Origin of the sequence: Paraburkholderia sp. (genome assembly GCF_026225065.1) — a bacterium.
Lineage (GTDB): Bacteria > Pseudomonadota > Gammaproteobacteria > Burkholderiales > Burkholderiaceae > Paraburkholderia.
Genome location: NZ_JAMFSB010000219.1, coordinates 1 through 18,087 on the forward strand (window position 1 = coordinate 1; position 18,087 = coordinate 18,087).

Here is an 18,087-nt window from a genome sequence, read left to right on the forward strand (position 1 = left end):
CCCGGATGAAGACGGCGACCGCTTCATCGAGATCTGGAACAACGTGTTCATGCAGTTCGACATGCACGAGGACGGCAGCGTGCACCCGCTGCCCGCCCCCTGCGTCGACACCGGCATGGGCCTCGAGCGTATCGCAGCCGTGCTGCAGCACGTGCACAGCAACTACGAGATCGACCTGTTCCAGGCGCTTATCAAGGCAGCAGGCCGCGAAACCGGCGTGGCTGATCTCACGAACAACTCGCTGAAGGTGATCGCCGATCACATCCGCGCGTGCTCGTTCCTGATCGTCGACGGCGTGATTCCGGGCAACGAAGGCCGCGGCTACGTGCTGCGCCGCATCGTGCGCCGCGCGATCCGCCACGGCTACAAGCTCGGCAAGAAGGGTTCGTTCTTCCATCGTCTGGTGCCGGATCTCGTCGCGCAGATGGGCGAGGCTTACCCGGAACTGAAAGACGCCGAACAACGCGTGATCGACGTGCTGCGTCAGGAAGAAGAGCGCTTCTTTGAGACCATCGAGCACGGCATGTCGATTCTCGAAAGCGCGTTGGCAGACCTGGACGCGAAGGGCGGTAAGACGCTCGACGGTGAACTCGCATTCAAGCTGCACGACACCTACGGCTTCCCGCTGGATCTGACGGCGGACGTCTGCCGCGAACGCGAAGTGACAGTAGACGAAGCCGCTTTCGACGAAGCCATGGCGCGCCAGCGCGACCAGGCTCGCGCGGCCGGCAAGTTCAAGATGGCCCAGGGCCTCGAGTATTCGGGCGCGAAAACCACGGTCCACGGCTACGAAGAGGTCGTGTTCGACGACGCGAAGGTGATCGCGCTTTACGTGGATGGCGCGTCGGTCAAGGAAGTCACGCAGGGCCAGCAGGCAGTGGTCGTGCTGGACCACACGCCGTTCTACGCGGAATCGGGCGGTCAGGTCGGCGACGCCGGCGTGCTCGCCAACGCGAGCGTGCGTTTCGCGGTGGCGGATACGCTGAAGGTGCAAGCCGAGGTGGTCGGCCACCACGGCACGCTCGAGCAGGGCACGCTGAAGATTGGCGACGTCGTGAAGGCGGAAATCGACGCGGTGCGTCGCGCCCGCACCGAGCGCAATCACTCGGCCACCCACCTGATGCACAAGGCGCTGCGCGAAGTACTCGGCACGCACGTGCAACAAAAGGGTTCTCTCGTCGATCCCGACAAGACCCGGTTCGACTTCGCCCACAACGCGCCGATGACGGACGAGCAGATCCGTCAGGTCGAAGCCATCGTCAACGCCGAAGTGCTGGCGAACGCGCCGGGCATCGTGCGCGTGATGCCGTTCGACGAAGCGGTGAAGGGCGGCGCCATGGCGCTGTTCGGCGAAAAGTACGGCGACGAAGTGCGCGTGCTCGACCTTGGCTTCTCGCGCGAGTTGTGCGGCGGCACCCACGTGCATCGCACTGGCGATATCGGCTTCTTCAAGATCGTGATGGAAGGTGGCGTTGCGGCAGGTATCCGTCGCGTGGAAGCGATCACCGGCGACAACGCGGTGCGCTACGTGCAGGAACTCGACGCCCGCATCAATTCGGCCGCAGCTGCGCTGAAGGCGCAGCCCGCAGAGCTTACGCAGCGGATCGTTCAGGTGCAGGACCAGGTGAAGGCGCTGGAGAAGGAACTCGGCGCGCTCAAATCGAAGATGGCCTCGAGCCAGGGCGACGAACTGGTTGGCCAGGCAGTCGAGGTCGCGGGCGTGCATGTGCTGGCTGCGACGCTGGACGGCGCGGACGTCAAGACGCTGCGCGAAACGGTCGACAAGCTGAAGGACAGGCTGAAGAGCGCGGCTATTGTGCTGGCTTCGGTTGAAGGCGGCAAGGTCAGCCTGATCGCTGGCGTGACGGCGGACGCAAGCAAGAAGGTCAAGGCCGGCGAACTGGTCAATTTCGTGGCGCAGCAGGTGGGCGGCAAGGGCGGTGGCCGTCCCGATATGGCGCAGGCTGGCGGCACCGAACCGGCGAATCTGCCGGCGGCGCTGGCCGGCGTGAAGGGCTGGGTGGAAGCTCAGTTGTAAGCGCTGTTATAAGCCATTCGGAGCAAGCCGTCCGGAGCCCCCGTTTTGTAGCGGGACCTCTGAAACAAAAGAGCCGCGAGCGTAAAAACTCGCGGCTCTTTTGTTTTCGGTGCGGTGGAGAAGTGGGCGCAGTCGTAGCCGCAGCAGCGCGCGTTGCGACCAGACCATGCCTCCGGCGATCAGGCTGCCGTCGGCAAGCTCGCCTCGACTTGCCCACTCACAGGCTCAGCCAGATTGCTGTTGGCCAGCAAGGTCTCGCGCAGCGCTTTGAGCGCCGACGAGAAATGCCCGCGCCGCCAGACGAGCAGCGTATCAATGATGCCCAGGTCGTCGAGCGAATGCACCGCGATGTTATTCATATCGTGCTGCAGGTCGAGCACCGAGCGCGGTGCGACCGCCACGCCCGCTCCCGCCGCCACACACGCGACGATCGCATGATAGGAGCCGAGTTCCAGCACCCGCGCCGGGCGGATGCCATGCTCCATGTACCACTTCTCGACGTAGCTGCGGTACGCGCAGCCGCGCTCGAAGGCAATCAGCGTCGACAGCGCGATGTCGCGTCCCTCGCGAATCGGGCGATGTCCGCGCGGCGTCAGCATCACCAACTCTTCGCGAAACACGGGCACGGATTCGAATAACTCGCCGTCCCAGCCGGGGGCGAGAGGGGTAGCGATCAACGCGGCGTCCACTTCGAAGGCCCGCACCCGCTCGATCAATCGACCGCTCGTCCCTGTCTCCAGTTCAAGCCCGACCTCTGGCCAACGCTGGTGATACTGCGCCAGCAGCCCCGGCAGGCGGCTCGCCGCCACGCTTTCCATGGTCCCCAGTCGTAGCCGGCCGCTCGGGTGGTCTTCGCGCAGCGCCTGGCGTGCCTCGTCGGCGAGCGCCAGCAGCCGTTCGGCATAGGGCAGCAAGGTTTCACCGGCGGGCGTGAGCACCAGCCGGCGGCCGTCGCGGATGAACAGTTCGGTGCCGAGCTGCTCTTCGAGCTGCTTGATGCGGGTGGTCACGTTCGACTGCACCCGGTTGAGCTTCGCGGCAGCGCGCGTGACGCCGTTCTCGCGCACCACGGCGCGAAAAATGGTCAGTGCGGCCAGATCCATGGTTCTCTCCAGGAGATCATTGGTATCTATATTATTCATTTTTTGTGATTAAAACGTCAAGCTATGATGGGTTCAAGGAGTCGCTGCATGGCATATGCCGCGCCCCAGTTCCGCAATTTGGCCGCGTTCGACCTCTCTTGAAGCAGTCACATGGACAATCTCGCCTCAACTCACCCACTCGCCGCGTCGGCCGGATCTCACCCGGCCCGCGAGGCTGCAATCGCCTGCATGATCGTGTTGGCGGTGGCGCTCGGTATTGGCCGCTTTGCCTTTACGCCGCTTCTGCCGTTGATGTTGCACGGCGGCGGACTCGACATCCGTCACGGCGGCTGGCTTGCGTCTTGCAACTACGCCGGCTACTTTGCCGGTGCGGTAGCCTGCGCTGCGCTGCGCGTCGAACCGGCGCGGATGGTGCGCGTGGGGCTCGCCTTGACCGTGCTGCTGACCTTGGCGATGGGTCTGACCAGTCACTTCTGGATCTGGGCAATCGTGCGCTTCGCCGCCGGCGCGGTCAGCGCGTGGACCTTTGTGTTCGCGTCGCAGTGGGGATTGCGGCGGCTCGCCGAACTGGGCGCGCATGGGTGGGGCGGGGTGATCTACACGGGGCCCGGGTTTGGGATCATTGCTACCGGGTTGTTCGTGAGCGCCGCCGGACGGTTTGGGGCCACGGCGGGTTGGTTGGGGTTTGGGCTCGCGGCGGCGGTGCTGTCCGCGCTGGTCTGGCGGGTGTTTGTCGCCGTGCCCACCTGGCCTGCCGCCGCGGCATCCGCAAGCGGTAGTGGTGGCAACAGCAGCAACAACGGCAACAGCACAACGCATTCGACCTCCCCCGCAGCCTCAGCAGCGACCCCCGCGGCGAATCCCCCGCATCGTGCCGACGCCTTCTGGCTGGTCGTGCTGTACGGCGTGCCGGGCTTCGGCTACATCATCACTGCGACCTTCTTGCCGGTGATCGCCCGCCATGCGCTGCCCGGTTCCGCGTGGCCTGACCTGTTCTGGCCAATGTTCGGCCTCGCGCTGATCGTCGGCGCACTGGGCGCCGCGCGTCTGCCGCACCACTGGGACAACCGGACCCTGCTGGCCGCCTGTTACGTCCTGCAGGCGGCGGGCGTGGCCCTCGGCATCGTCTGGCCGACGGCTGGCGGCTTCGGGCTCGGTAGCATGTTGATCGGGCTGCCGTTCACCGCCATCACCCTGTTCGCGATGCGCGAGGCGCGCCGCCTGCGTGGTGATCACGCGGCCGGCCTAATGGGCTACGCGACTGCAGCCTACGGCGTCGGACAGATCATCGGGCCGCTGGTGGCGGCACCGATCGCCGTCCATACCGGTTCGTTCTCCCTTGCGTTGTGGCTAGCAGCAGGCGCGCTGCTGCTCGGCGCGCTTGGGCTGACATGTGTCGCTTACCGGCCGAACGGCCCAAACGGCCCGAACAGGCCGCAGCGGGCATAGCCGACGCAGCCACAGCCACAGCCTCCGTAAAGCATTCTGTAATCTGACCGGCGAAAAACAATTTACTGGCTGGCGCACTAAAATGACCGCTTTCCGGTCATCTCTCCAGCGTCCGTTGCCGGGCGCCTCGCCAGCCATGCAACATTTCGCCTCCGATAACTACGCGGGCATCTGTCCCGAAGCACTCAGTGCGCTGATCGCCGCCAACAACAGCGGCCACGAACCCGCGTACGGCGACGACTCCTGGACCCAGCAGGTCTGCGACCGCTTGCGCGACCTGTTCCAGACCGACTGCGAAGCGTTTTTCGTTTTCAACGGCACGGCGGCCAATTCGCTCGCGCTTGCTTCGCTGTGCCAGTCGTATCACTCGGTGATTTGCCATGAACTGGCGCATATCGAAACCGACGAATGCGGTGGCCCGGAGTTCTTTTCGAACGGCTCGAAGCTGCTGACCGCGCCTGGAGCAGGCGGCAAGCTGACGCCCGACGCGATCGAAGCCGTCGTGACACGGCGTGCGGATATCCACTATCCGAAGCCAAAGGTCGTGACGCTCACGCAGTCCACCGAAGTGGGCACTGTCTACAGCGTCGAAGAAGTGCGCGCGATCGCCGCGATTGCCAAGCGCCGTCACCTGAAAGTCCATATGGACGGCGCGCGCTTCGCGAACGCAGTGGCTGCGCTCGACGTGCATCCATCCGAGATCACCTGGCGCGCGGGCGTCGACGTGCTCTGCTTCGGCGGCACGAAGAACGGCCTGCCGGTCGGTGAAGTGGTGGTGTTCTTCGACCGCGCGCTCGCTGACGATTTCGCGTATCGCCTCAAGCAAGCCGGGCAGCTCGCCTCGAAGATGCGCTTCATTTCCGCTCCGTGGCTGGGCCTGCTCGACGGAGACGTGTGGCTACGCAACGCGCGCCACGCCAACGCGATGGCGAAATTGCTGGAGAGCCGCCTCGCCGAGATTCCTGGCGTGAGCATCATGTTCCCGACTGAGTCGAACGCGGTGTTCGCGCAGTTGCCCGCGCAGGTGGCGAAGGCCATGCGCTCGCACGGCTGGAAGTTCTACGAATTCATTGGCGCGGGAGGCTGCCGGCTGATGTGCGCGTGGGATACCCAACCCGACACCGTCGAACGCTTTGCGGCCCAGGTGCGTGAACTCTGTGCTGCATGAGTGCCCGATGAATACCGCACGAAACTCACATCTTCGATGCATAGCTGCTCCGCGATTCGAGCGGCTCGGCTACGAGCGATGTACGCGCTGATCCACCGCAACCCGATACCACAAAGACATATCCAAAGACCATTCCCACCATGAGCGACTACCGATTCTGTCCCCGCTGCGCAACGCCTCTCGTCGAGCGCGCCGACGCCGAACACGAGGGCGGCCGTGTGCGCCAGGTTTGCCCCGATACGACATGTGGCTATGTGCACTGGGACAATCCGCTGCCCGTAGTGGCTGCGATTGTGGAGTACGAGGGTAAGATCCTCCTCGCACGCAATGCTGCGTGGCCTGAAGGGATGTTCGCGCTGATCACCGGTTTTCTGGAGAACGGCGAAACACCGGAGGAGGGCATCGCGCGCGAAGTCCGCGAGGAGACTTCGCTGCAGGCCGAGACGGTCGAACTGGTCGGCGTCTACGAATTCATGCGCAAGAACGAACTGATCATCGCCTATCACGTGCGGGCGTACGGCACGATCGCGTTGTCGCCCGAACTGCTCGAATACCGGCTCGTCGAGCCGGCCAAGCTGCGGCCGTGGCGTGCGGGCACCGGACAGGCACTCGGTGAGTGGATGCGCCGTCGCGGTCTGCCGTTCGAGTTCGTCGAGCGGCCCGGGCAATAGCGGAAAACGCCCGCTCGCTTTCTCGACACCTCCTATTTCAACAATCCTCTGCGAACCGCTTACGATGAACAAACCCGCGCCCGCCCCGCGTACAGCATTCCGTCACTTTTTGCCGATCACGACACGATGGATGGACAACGATGCCTACGGTCACGTGAACAACGTCGTCTGTTACAGCTATTTCGACACGGTCGTGAACGAGTATCTGATTCGCGCTGGCGTGCTCGATGTCGAGCATGGCGAGACTATCGGCCTGGTGGTCGAAACGCAGTGCAACTACTTCGCGCCGCTGGTGTTTCCGGAGCGTGTCGAAGCCGGTCTGCGGGTGATCCGTATCGGTTCGACGAGCGTGCGCTACGAGGTGGGTCTGTTCAAGGAAGGTGATGCGCACGCCGCCGCGCAAGGTCACTTTGTACACGTCTATGTGGACCGCGCGACGCGGCGGCCGGTCGAGCTGCCTGCAGCGTTGCGGGCGGCACTTGAACCGCTTGTGGTCGTGACTGCCTAGCTTTTCCACTTCCGTTGCGCAACGCAACGTGTCTTTGCGCCCGTTTGGTCTATCGACGGGCAATCCTCCCTGTTTGAATCCAGATTCCGAAAATCCGCCTGCGCCAGCACTCATAAGGCTTGGCGCGGAGGTGGGTCGCCGATTCAAACGCTTGATCGTTTGGTGAGCGTCCTCCAGAAATCTTGTCGGCAATACGAGGACAAATACAGACAATCAGGTGAAAGGAGCAAGCGGGGCGATTGGTCTTTTCGAGCCGCCCTGGCCGCTGCCATAGACAAACCTGTGCTGCGTCCGCGATCACGCGCCGCAGTCGCAGGAGGGAGGGGACATTATGAGAAATGCAAAGGCAAAAGCCGGCGTACAACCGAACGGACTCATGTCGACGCGGCTCGTCGCGGGCATGCTCAGGCGGCTCGCTGTGGCGATTGCGGTGGCCGGACGGGGCGTGGCTATCGTAATGGCTCCGGCGTATCCAGGCGGGCGCAGGAACCGGCATACCAAGGCGGGACCCATGTACTGGCGACGAGTTCAGCCAGCCAGGTGCGCGCGCGTGGGTCCGGGTGCCGTATTGGTTACGATGGCGTTGGCCGTCTCAGCTTGCGCGGATGCCAGTTCGACGGATGCCTCCGCCGCGCACGCTTCAGAGAACACTTCGTCTGCGCAGGCGCCCGGCGGCGCATCTTCCCCGCGTCCCGCGCTGGAAATCGCCAAGCAATGCCAGCTTGCCGACGAACAGCGTATCGCCGATCGTTTGCCAACGGCGAGTGGCATGACCGAACAGCGTGTTCGTCCGTTGACGCTGCGCGACTCCGGCATCGATGGCTCGCTTATGTTCGCGCGCGACGTGGACTTTCGTGTGACCGGCGATATCGGCTTCATGATCCACAGCATGGCGGCCACGCTTACGCCGACGCATCCCGGCGCGCCGATTGTGTTCGACGATCCGACCAGCGTTACGATCGACGTCCACCGTGGCGACGTCACACTCGACAGCAACAAGCTCACGGCGATCTTCAACCGCTATCTGTTCCAGTACCAGGGCTCGCCTCTGCGCAATATGCACGTCGTGCCGCAGGACGGCGGCACGTTGCGCATTACGGGCGAAATGCATCGCGACAGCTGGGTGCCGATTGTCCTCAGCGGCTCACTCTCGATGCGCAACGCTGACGAACTCGTGTTCCATGCAGAGCACGTCGAAGTTGCCGGCGTGGGGGCGGACAAGCTGATGCAGGCAGCACATGTGAAGATGGCCGACCTGCTGAAAGTCGACACACCGATTGCGCGTCTGGAAGGCGACGACGTGGTCATGCTGGTGGAAAAACTCACGCCGCCTCCGGCACTGCACATGACGATCACACAGATCGACACGTCGTCGGCCGGCGTGCACTTCACGCTTGACGATCACACGTTGCACGATATTGCGTGGCCCGCGACAATGCCGCCGCGCGGCATGCTGGTGGAGGGGGGCGACGTCAAATTCATGCGTTCGATGCCGATGAACATCGATATGGCGCTGACACCGGTCGACGCAAACGCACCGTTCGTACTGGACCTGTACCACTACCGCGAGCAGATGGCAGCGGGCTATTTCACCTTCGATGAAGCCGGCGCGCTGAATGTGCATCTGCCCTCATTCGACACACTGGCAGACGCCTCGCACGACGTCGCACAACAGACCGGCAGCGCTAGCGCGCGCTTCAACGACAGCTTTATCCGCGCGCAACAGGCATCGCTTGCGGCTGCGCGACTCCAATGGCAGAGCGTGCCGCCCGATTTGCGCAATGCCGCGCAGGCGCGAGCGATCCCGGTCGGAACCCGTGCCGTGTTTTCCGGCGCGAACGCACTCACACCGGGCTCGGCGATCACCGACGAGCGGCACTCGTCGGGACCGGCGCCGCTGATTCATATGGAGAACGTAGATTTCTTCGTCTCGGGGCGAATCGGTTTTCACGTGCGTTCTCTCGACGCGCAGATGGTGCCGAAAAAACCGGGACAGCCGGTCGATCTCGACGATCCTGAGCAGTACGACATTCACATCATAGGCGGCGAGGTGGTGGAGCCCTGGCCGGCCATGGCGGCTCTGTTCAACGATTACCTGCTGGATTACGAACCGCGTTCGCTGAACGATCCGAAGTTGACACCGGAGAACGGGACGCTGCAGGTTACGGGCGGCATCAAGTTGTGGAATCACTTTCCGGGCGTATGGTTGCCCACGACGATGAGCGGGACGATTGTCGCGCGGGATGAACGGCATCTGGTGTATGCGCCGACGTCCGTCAAGGTGCTGGGTGTACCGCAAGCGGGGTTGTTGCGGGCGCTGGATATTCCGTTAGCCTCGTTGACGCCGTTCGTGCGCAAGGGAGTGGCGTTGCAGGGCAATGATCTGGTGTTTGATCAGTACACGGTATTTCCGCCGCCGGTGTTGCAGGGGCATCTGGCGAGTGCGACTGTGACGGATGAGGGGTTGGTGTTGAAGTTTCAGCGCGACAGCGGGGCAGTGGTGGCGAGGCCGCCTGCTGGGGCCGGCCGGAGTTTTGTGTGGATTCAGTCTGGCGATATCAAGATGTTTGATTCGTTGGTCACGAATGGCAGGACTTTGATTCGGGATAGTTCGGAGTCTAACGCCATGCGCTTTGAGCTTTACGGGTATCGGCGGAGTGTTGCCAATGGCGTTGTGCGGATGGGAGAGGACGGGGGATTGGTTGTTGATGTGGCACAGAGGAAATGACAGGCCCAAAAAACCGCTTACCCGATCACCTGCCGGAGGCAATATTGGGCCACCGCATCGAGCACAGCGGCATCCTCGCCGACGGCGGTAGCGCAATGAATGGTGACCCCAGGATGCGCAGCCCGGCACTTATCGAGCACCGCAGGTAAATCCCTCCTAACGTGCCCACCTTGCCCGAAGAAAACGGGAATCACTGTGACAGCGGAACACCCAAGAGAAACCTGCGCAGCGACAGCAGAAGGAAGATCCGGCTCCATCAACTCAAGAAACGCCAATGAAACCGGTCCGGCGGAGCCATAAGAAGCCTCCAGCCTGGCAGCGAGCCGTCCAAAAGGCTCCCCCCAGCGAGGATCCCGAGCCCCATGTCCAAATAGCACAATCCCGTGCAACGCCATGGCCCCACCCCTAATGCCGGTCCACCCACTTCAACCCAACCAGCCCAAGCACGAGATACACCAACCCGGGCGTAGCCGCAGTCAAAGGCGCAGGCCAGGTATTCAACATCCCCATGTGCGAGAACAAGGTGTTGAACAGCTGGAAACTCATCCCCAGCATGATCCCGCCAAACACCTTCATCCCCACCACGCCCGCGCGCGTATGCAGATAAGCAAACGGCAACGACAGCACCAGCATCACCAGCACCGCAAACGGATACAACAGCTTGCGCCACAACGCAATCTCGTACCGTTGCGTGTCCTGATGATTTTGCTGCAAATGCTGGATGTAGCGGAACAGGTTGAACATCGACATATTGTCCGGCGATACCAGCAGCACCGACAGAATCTGCGGCGTCAACTCCGAACGCAGCGAGTACTCCGGCACCGTCACCTGGCTCGCCCGGTACACCGGATTAAGCGCATCCTGGGGCGTTCCCGCCACCGGCGGCACGTCGATCAATTGCGTATCCGTCACGTCCTTCAGCAACCAGTGGCCCGGTGGCTGAAACTTGCCGCTCTGCGCAATCCGCACATTCGACAGGCGGAACTTCGAATCGAATTCGTAGATGCGCACGTCGGTGATCGAGGCGTCCGGCTGCAGCTTGCCGACGTTCACGAAACGCGTCACCTGCTCGCCGTCCGCGCGCGCCGTCAATGTATCCTTTACCCATACGCCCGACTCGAAGTTGGTCGACACCGCCGATCCCAACGCCTCCAGCCGCACCCGCTCCGATAACTGGTCCGTGTAAGGTCCGACAACTTCGCCGATGATGTAAGTCAGGATCACCAACGGAATCCCGATCTTCAGCAGCGAACGCAGCGCCTGATTCGTCGCGAGACCCGACACCCGGAAAATCGTGTATTCGGAGTTGGCCGCCATCTGCGCAAACACGTAGATCGCGCTGATCAGCGCCGCCACCGGAATGATTTCGTAGAAGCGCGACGGCGTCTGCAACGCCACCCGCAGCACTGCATACTGGAACTTATAGTTGCCGTGGCCGACCGAGTTCAGTTCGTTGATCAGGTCGAAGAAGAAGAACAGGCCCGAAAACGCAAACAGCACGAAGACAAACGACAGGTAGACCTGAGTTGCGAAGTACTTTTCATAGATCCGCATCGATCAGGCTCCCTGCGACGAGCGTCGGAACGTCGCCCGCGTGAACAAGGGCCGATTGCGCACCCGCAGCCAGAAAATGAACGCCACAATCGCGGCCACGACGATGTGTAGTCCGAGTAGCCCTACGGGGAACGACATCTTGCCCTGCTGGATCCATGACTGCACAACGTTCAACAGGTTCGAATACGTCAGATAAATCAGCACGGCCATCACCAGGTTGATCGTGCGGCTGCGTCGCGGGTTCTGGTGCGCCAAAGGGATGGCCAGCAGCATCAGGTTGATCGCGATCAGCGGCAAACCGGCTCGCCATGCAAACTCGGCGAGGTTGTCTTTGTTCGGGTTGCGTAACAGTTCGAGGGTCGGCGTGCCCGTCGTGGTTGGGACGTTGACCACCGGCTGGCTCTGGATCTTCACGCCGTAACGCTCGAATTCCATGATGCGGAAATCCGGCTTGCCCGGCTCGCCGTCGTAGCGCCGGCCGTTCTCAAGCACGACGAAGCGGTCGCCGTTCTTGTGGGTCTCGGTATGGCCGGTCTTCGATACGACCACGTTGACCTTGCCGTTTTCCGTGCTGGTCACGAACACGTTCTCGACGCGCGCCTGGTCCGGCGACATCTTTTCGATGAAGAACACCCGGTGGCTCACCGTCGATTCGCGGAACTGCCCTGGCGCCAGCAGCGAGACCTCGTCGCGCTGCTGGAAGCGCGCGCGGATCAGCTTGCTCTGCTGGTTCGACCACGGCCAGCCGACGAACACGAAGAACATGATGAGGATGATGATGGGCGTCGCAAACACGGCGATGGGCCGGATGAAGCGCGTGAGACTCACGCCCGAGGCCAGCCAGACCACCATTTCGGAGTCTTTGTACCAGCGTGTCAGGACGAACAGGATGGAGACGAACAGGGTCGCGACCAGCATGATGGCCAGATAGCCGATCACGGTCAGGCCGATCAGGACCAGCACGTCGCGCGGATCGATCTCCCCGGAAGCGGCGAAGCCGACAATCCGGATCATCATCGTAGTCAGCACGAGCGTGAGGAGAACCATGAACACGGCACCAGCCGTGTACGCGAGTTCGCGCTGGAGGGAGCGTTCAAAGATCATTGTTGATGAACAGAGTGCGTGCCTTGGGGGTAGTCCGGGAGCCTCCCGTCAGCCCCGTGCAGCCGCCGCGGGAAAAATAGCGGATAATTGCGGCTTTCATCCTAAGCCCAGATTTTATCCGAGGACAAGCGCGATGGACTTTAGCATAAAAGCCTGTGATTGGAGCAAAGGCTCCTCGAATGGGTTCCTGACTGGAAAGTCCGATTGCATCGTGATCGGCATTTTCGAGTCGCAAACGCTGTCGGGCGCCGCATTGGAGATCGATGCGGCCACCAAGGGTCTCCTGACCCGTATCGTCAAAGCCGGTGACATGGACGGCAAGAGCGGTACCACGTTGTTCCTTCATGAAGTATCCGGTATCGGTGCTTCGCGTGTCCTGCTGGTTGGCCTCGGCAAGCAGGACGCTTTCAGCCAGAAAGCCTACGGCGACGCCGTGCGGGCCGCCTGGCGCGCCATCCTGGCAACCAAGATCGTCCAGGTGACTTTCACACTGGCCCAGTTGCCCATCCTCGAACGTTCGGCCGACTGGGCCGTGCGCTCGGCCATCCTTGCGCTGCGCGAACTGTCGTACAAGTTCACGCAGATGAAGAGCAAGCCGGATACCACGCCGAAGGCGCTCAAGCGCATCGTGTTCAGCGTCGACACCGGTGACGAGAAAGCCGCCAAGGTCGCCGCCAAGCAAGGCGCGGCGCTCGCCAACGGCATGGATCTGACGCGCGACCTCGGCAACCTGCCGGGCAACGTCTGCACGCCGACGTACCTCGCCAATACTGCGAAGAAGCTCGCCAAAGACTGGAAGCTGAAGGTCGAAGTGCTCGGTCAGAAGCAGCTCGAAGCGCTGCGCATGGGCTCGTTCCTGTCCGTCACACGCGGCTCGGTCGAACCGCCCCAGTTCATCGTGCTGCAGTACCAGGGCGGCGCCGCCAAGGCTGCTCCGGTGGTGCTGGTCGGCAAGGGCATCACGTTCGACACCGGCGGTATTTCGCTCAAGCCTGGCGACAGCATGGACGAAATGAAGTACGACATGCTCGGCGCGGGTTCGGTTCTCGGCACGATTCGCGCGGTCGCGGAAATGGGCCTGAAGATCAACCTCGTCGTAATCGTCCCGACCTGCGAAAACATGCCGTCGGGTACCGCCACCAAGCCGGGCGACATCGTCACCAGCATGAAGGGCCTGACGATCGAAGTGCTGAACACCGATGCGGAAGGGCGTCTCATCCTGTGCGACGCGCTGACCTATGCGGAGCGCTTCAAGCCGGCGGCGGTGATCGACGTGGCAACCCTTACTGGAGCTTGCGTGATCGCTCTGGGTCACCACAACAGCGGCCTGTTCTCGAAAGACGACGCGCTCGCGGGTGAGCTGCTCGACGCTTCGCGCGAAGCGTCCGATCCGGCGTGGCGCATGCCGCTCGATGAGGAATACCAGGACTTGCTGAAGTCGAACTTCGCGGACCTCGCCAACATCGGCGGGCGTCCGGGCGGCAGCATCACGGCGGCGTGCTTCCTGTCGCGCTTTACCGAAGCGTACCCGTGGGCCCACCTCGACATCGCCGGCACGGGATGGAAGAGCGGCGCCGCGAAGGGCGCAACGGGCCGCCCGGTGCCGCTCCTGTCGCAGTTCCTGATCGATCGTGCCGCGGACGGTCGCGCTGCACAATGATCCATCGCAGTACCGACGCGCGTGTTGAGGCGCTGAGGCGGAGCCGCCGATGACGAGAATCGATTTTCACTCGAACGTCGGCGATTCGTTGTTGTACGCGTGCCGCCTCGCGCGCAAGGCGTACCTGGCCGGCCAGCCGACTATCGTGCTGGCCGAGCCGCCGCGGCTGCGCGCATTCGACGAGCAGTTGTGGACCTTTTCGCCACTCGACTTCGTGCCGCACTGTTATGCCGACAGCCCGCTCGCTGCGCAAACGCCGATCGTGCTGACAGCCAGTGCTGACCAGGTGCCGCACTACCAGGTCCTGCTGAATCTGGGGGCCGAGGTGCCGGCGCAGTTCGCCCGCTTCGAAAGATTGCTGGAAGTGGTCGGTAACGCACAAGACGAGTTGTCCACGGGCCGCGAACGCTATCGCTTTTATCGCGATCGCGGCTATGCTCTAAACAACTACAAGCAGGGCGGCTAGCGTCGCCGTGCCGCTGGGCCCGGACACCACCGTACAGCAGGGTCCGCGCCGGGTGGCCACACGGCTTCGCTATATCGCCCGATTCATCGACGGAGTCTATTCGTGCCCGATTCGTCCGATACTCATTTCGACATCTCGATACCGGTCCTCGACGAGGTCCTCGTGCCGGGCAATCCCGATTACCGGAGGCCCTCTAGAGCTGCGGAGGCCGACGCTGCGCCCGTAGAGAACAGGGCTGCTGGTGAGTGGGCTGCCGCCGACGCGGCGGCTCATGTGCCGGAAGCAGAGCCGGCTGAGGGCGTAACCGTCCACAGCGTGACCCATGCTCACGTGGAGGCCTTCGAGTTGCCGGAGCCACCGGCGCCATTCGAACTGGCCGGCGCGCCCGAGCCTGCTCCGTTCGAGGCCAATTCCGCTTTCCACTTTGCCCGTGCGCCTGGGCCCGAGCCTGTCATGCCGGTTCGCAGCCTCGATGCCGACGTGCTGGCCGAACGTCTGCGTGGGCGGTTTGCCAATTATCTGACGGGAGACGGGCGTTCGGTGATCGAAGCGCGCTGCCGTGATGCGCTGCAAGATCACGCCACGTGGCTGGTCAACCAGATTACGCGGGAAGTCGCGCTGGCGCTCGAAACGGAGATGACCGGCTGGGTGCGCGAAGCGGTTGAAGAAGAGATCGGGCGGCGTTCGCCCGAGCATTGAACGCGTGACAGTGGCAGGGCGCCCAGCGATGGGCGCCCGCCGCCTGCTACCGTTGGTTAATTCGAAGGCCTCATTTCAGCGTCAGGATCCAGCTGGCCAGGACTGCGGCCTGATCGGGCGTGAGCTGGGTGTTGGCGGGCATTGGCACTTGTCCCCAGATGCCCGTACTACCGTCGATGATCTTATGGGCGAGGTAGGTTTGCGCGTCGGCACGCGAAGCGTATTTGTCCGCGACGTCATGCAGAGCCGGTCCCATGAACGGACGGTTCACCGAGTGACAACTCATGCAGTTCTGCTGCTGCGCAAGCGCGAGGCCCGGTGCGGTGTCCGCCTGCGCCGGGGCGCTGGCTGCGAGAACTCCCGCAAGGGCAAGCGCCAGTGCTGCATACGACATTGATTTCATTCTGGTCTCCGTCGGTGCAGGTGCCCGACTTTTGGTGGAGGCATTATAAAAGGAAAGGGGCGCACGGTTTTTCCGTGCGCCCCTTTGTGTTTCTTAAGCCTAAGCTTGCTCGCAGCGTTAGCCCGTCACTGCACCCTTGTTGGCCGGCAGCGCCAACGCAGAGTACTTGGCCAGCACGCCGCGCGTGTAACGCGGCTTCGGCTGTTGCCACGCTGCGCGGCGGCGTGCGAGCTCGGCGTCGTCGATATTCAGTTGCAGCAGCAGCTTGTGCGCGTCGATGGTGATCGAATCGCCTTCATTCACGAACGCGATGGTGCCGCCCACAAACGCCTCCGGCGCGACGTGCCCCACTACCATCCCCCACGTGCCGCCTGAGAAGCGGCCATCGGTGATCAGACCCACCGTCTCACCGAGTCCCTTGCCGATGATCGCCGAGGTCGGCGCGAGCATTTCCGGCATGCCGGGGCCGCCCTTCGGGCCGAGGTAGCGCAACACCACCACGTCACCGGCCTTGATCTTGTCCGCGAGAATCGCTTCCAGCGCGCTTTGCTCGTCGTCGAACACGCGGGCCGGTCCGGTGATCACCGGATTCTTCAGACCCGTGATTTTGGCGACCGCACCATCCGTGGCCAGGTTGCCCTTCAGGATCGCGAGGTGGCCTTCCTTGTACAGCGCCTTGTCGATCGGGAAAATTACCTGCTGGTCGGCGCGCGGCTTGCTGGGCACGTCCTTCAGCTCTTCGGCGAGCGTCTTGCCAGTGATCGTGATGCAATCGCCGTGCAACATGCCCGCGTAGAGCAGGATCTTCATGACTTGCGGGATACCGCCGGCCTTGTGCAGATCGGTGGCCACGTACTGGCCCGAGGGCTTCAGGTTGCAGATCACCGGCACCTTCTTGCGCATGCGCTCGAAGTCTTCGATGCTCCATTCCACTTCGGCCGCATGGGCGATAGCAAGGTAGTGCAGCACGGCGTTGGTCGAGCCGCCGGTGGCCATGATCACGGCTACCGCGTTTTCGATCGACTTCTTCGTGATGATGTCGCGCGGCTTCAGGTCCTTCTTGACCGCTTCGACCAGCACGCGTGCCGATTCAGCCGCCGAGTCCACTTTCTCCTGATCCGGATTGGCCATCGTCGACGAGTACAGCAGCGCCATGCCGAGCGCTTCGAACGAGGAGCTCATCGTATTGGCGGTGTACATGCCACCGCACGAACCTGTGGAGGGGCATGAGTTCTGTTCGATCCCATCGAAATCTTCTTGCGACATCCGGCCTGCGGTGAATTCACCCACCGCTTCGAATGACGACACGATGGTCAGATCGACGCCCTTCCAGTTACCCGGACGGATCGTGCCGCCGTACACGTAGATGCCCGGCACGTTCATGCGCGCGAGGCCCATCATGCCGCCCGGCATGTTCTTGTCGCAGCCACCGATCACGACCACGCCGTCCATCCACTGGCCCTGCACGCAGGTCTCGATACAGTCGGCAATGACCTCGCGCGACACCAGCGAGTACTTCATGCCTTCGGTACCCATCGACATGCCGTCGGAGATCGTCGGTGTGCCGAAGATCTGCGGATTCGCGTCAGAGGCCTTGACGGCGGCGACCGCAGCGTCAGCGAGACGCTGCAGACCGGCGTTGCAAGGCGTGATGGTCGAATGGCCGTTGGCGATGCCGATCATCGGCTTGTCGAAGTCTTCTTTCTGATAGCCAAGGGCGTAAAACATCGAGCGATTCGGCGAGCGCGAGACGCCTTGTGTGATGTTCTTCGAACGACGGTTGTAGGGCATGGGGAACTCCAGGTTGTTCTGTGTCCAGTTTAGGCGGTGGTGCGTCGCGCAAGCGTGCGGTTTCTCGATGCGCGCGTCCAATATATTATTTACGGGCCATTAGGTCGTAAAATGTATCGATCATGCTGCCCATCACGCCCGATCTGCGCCAGTTGCGTTATTTCATCGCCGTGGCCGAAGAAAAACACTTCGGTCACGCGGCTGCTCGCCTCTCGATGACGCAGCCGCCGCTGTCGCAGGCGATCCGCGCGCTGGAGGAGACGCTTGGTGTCGCGCTGTTTGCACGCACCAAGCGGTCCGTCGAGCTGACCCAGGTAGGCTCGGACCTGTTGCCCGAAGTGCGGCGTCTCCTTGCCAGCGCGGAGGCGCTGCGGCCGCTTGCGCAAAGCCTCGCGCGCGGCGAGGCGGGGGTGCTGTCGCTGGCGTTCGTCTCCACTGCGGATTACGGTCTGTTGCCCTCGTTGCTGCGCGACTTCGGGGCGCATCATCCGCGGGTGCGTCTGCAATTGACCGAGGCGACCAGCGACGTACAGATCGAGGAACTCGTGGCCGGCCGAATCGACGCGGGTCTGGTCATTGCGCCGCTTCCGCCACGTTACGCGGCGCAATTGTCGTGGCTCTCCATCGCGCGCGAGCCGCTGGTGATTGCCATGTCGTCCGAGATGGCCGCGCGTGTCGAAGGGCGGGGCGCATCGGCTGGCGCGGAGTGGCGTGAGGCCCCAATCAGCCTGCGCGATGTCGCCGA

Annotated in this window: 16 protein-coding genes; 10 read left to right on the forward strand and 6 right to left on the reverse strand. The window is 62.9% G+C overall.

All coding sequences use genetic code 11. From position 1 onward, the window contains the following. Positions 1-2,038 (forward strand): alanine--tRNA ligase (gene alaS, locus M0954_RS16205; RefSeq protein WP_297354262.1); only part of this gene is annotated, 2,038 nt, incomplete at its 5' end. 179 nt (positions 2,039-2,217) lie between these two features. Here alaS and M0954_RS16210 read toward each other — a convergent pair. Beyond that, complete coding sequence (locus M0954_RS16210) at positions 2,218-3,141, reverse strand: LysR family transcriptional regulator (protein WP_122151969.1); 924 nt, start codon at positions 3,139-3,141, stop codon at positions 2,218-2,220. A gap of 150 nt (positions 3,142-3,291) precedes the next feature. Here M0954_RS16210 and M0954_RS16215 point away from each other — a divergent pair, with 150 nt between their 5' ends. From M0954_RS16215 to M0954_RS16235, 5 genes are all read left to right on the forward strand, one after another. Continuing rightward, on the forward strand, positions 3,292-4,590 hold the full coding sequence (locus tag M0954_RS16215; RefSeq protein WP_297354264.1) for a YbfB/YjiJ family MFS transporter: 1,299 nt from the start codon (positions 3,292-3,294) through the stop codon (positions 4,588-4,590). A 136-nt stretch (positions 4,591-4,726) separates the two neighbouring features. Then, positions 4,727-5,758 (forward strand): low specificity L-threonine aldolase, encoded by a 1,032-nt coding sequence (locus M0954_RS16220; protein WP_133893044.1) that lies wholly within the window; start codon positions 4,727-4,729, stop codon positions 5,756-5,758. A 140-nt stretch (positions 5,759-5,898) separates the two neighbouring features. Beyond that, a complete protein-coding gene (locus M0954_RS16225; protein ID WP_122151967.1) occupies positions 5,899-6,429 on the forward strand; it encodes an NUDIX domain-containing protein in 531 nt (176 codons plus the stop codon). Positions 6,430-6,493: 64 nt separating this feature from the next. Next, on the forward strand, positions 6,494-6,937 hold the full coding sequence (locus tag M0954_RS16230) for a thioesterase family protein (protein ID WP_297354266.1): 444 nt from the start codon (positions 6,494-6,496) through the stop codon (positions 6,935-6,937). Between the two features lie 511 nt (positions 6,938-7,448). Further along, the gene (locus tag M0954_RS16235) at positions 7,449-9,665 is read left to right on the forward strand and encodes a hypothetical protein (protein WP_297354277.1); all 2,217 of its coding nucleotides are present in this window, start codon (positions 7,449-7,451) and stop codon (positions 9,663-9,665) included. 17 nt (positions 9,666-9,682) lie between these two features. Here M0954_RS16235 and M0954_RS16240 read toward each other — a convergent pair whose 3' ends face one another. Genes M0954_RS16240 through lptF form a run of 3 tightly spaced genes read right to left on the reverse strand, consistent with a single transcriptional unit; the run spans position 9,683 to position 12,323 of the window. After that, positions 9,683-10,060 carry a CbiX/SirB N-terminal domain-containing protein gene (locus M0954_RS16240; protein ID WP_122151965.1) on the reverse strand — a complete coding sequence of 126 codons (378 nt, stop codon included), beginning with the start codon at positions 10,058-10,060 and terminating at the stop codon, positions 9,683-9,685. A 10-nt stretch (positions 10,061-10,070) separates the two neighbouring features. Then, positions 10,071-11,219, reverse strand: coding sequence for an LPS export ABC transporter permease LptG (gene lptG, locus M0954_RS16245; protein ID WP_123388564.1), 1,149 nt, complete (start codon positions 11,217-11,219; stop codon positions 10,071-10,073). A gap of 3 nt (positions 11,220-11,222) precedes the next feature. Then, complete coding sequence (lptF, locus tag M0954_RS16250; RefSeq protein WP_122151963.1) at positions 11,223-12,323, reverse strand: LPS export ABC transporter permease LptF; 1,101 nt, start codon at positions 12,321-12,323, stop codon at positions 11,223-11,225. 133 nt (positions 12,324-12,456) lie between these two features. On the opposite strand from lptF, the gene M0954_RS16255 reads away from it, so the two are divergent. From M0954_RS16255 to M0954_RS16265, 3 genes are all read left to right on the forward strand, one after another. Continuing rightward, on the forward strand, positions 12,457-13,983 hold the full coding sequence (locus tag M0954_RS16255) for a leucyl aminopeptidase (protein ID WP_122151962.1): 1,527 nt from the start codon (positions 12,457-12,459) through the stop codon (positions 13,981-13,983). A 49-nt stretch (positions 13,984-14,032) separates the two neighbouring features. Continuing rightward, positions 14,033-14,449 carry a DNA polymerase III subunit chi gene (locus M0954_RS16260; protein ID WP_122151961.1) on the forward strand — a complete coding sequence of 139 codons (417 nt, stop codon included), beginning with the start codon at positions 14,033-14,035 and terminating at the stop codon, positions 14,447-14,449. 102 nt (positions 14,450-14,551) lie between these two features. Further along, positions 14,552-15,148 carry a DUF2486 family protein gene (locus M0954_RS16265; RefSeq protein WP_297354269.1) on the forward strand — a complete coding sequence of 199 codons (597 nt, stop codon included), beginning with the start codon at positions 14,552-14,554 and terminating at the stop codon, positions 15,146-15,148. Between the two features lie 70 nt (positions 15,149-15,218). Here M0954_RS16265 and M0954_RS16270 read toward each other — a convergent pair whose 3' ends face one another. Both M0954_RS16270 and ilvD read right to left on the reverse strand, forming a co-directional pair. Continuing rightward, the gene (locus M0954_RS16270) at positions 15,219-15,551 is read right to left on the reverse strand and encodes a c-type cytochrome (RefSeq protein WP_297354271.1); all 333 of its coding nucleotides are present in this window, start codon (positions 15,549-15,551) and stop codon (positions 15,219-15,221) included. Between the two features lie 117 nt (positions 15,552-15,668). Further along, positions 15,669-17,342: a dihydroxy-acid dehydratase gene (gene ilvD / locus M0954_RS16275; RefSeq protein ID WP_297354273.1), complete on the reverse strand. Its 1,674-nt coding sequence runs from the start codon at positions 17,340-17,342 to the stop codon at positions 15,669-15,671. Between the two features lie 122 nt (positions 17,343-17,464). On the opposite strand from ilvD, the gene M0954_RS16280 reads away from it, so the two are divergent. Beyond that, positions 17,465-18,087 (forward strand): LysR family transcriptional regulator (locus M0954_RS16280; protein ID WP_297354275.1); only part of this gene is annotated, 623 nt, incomplete at its 3' end.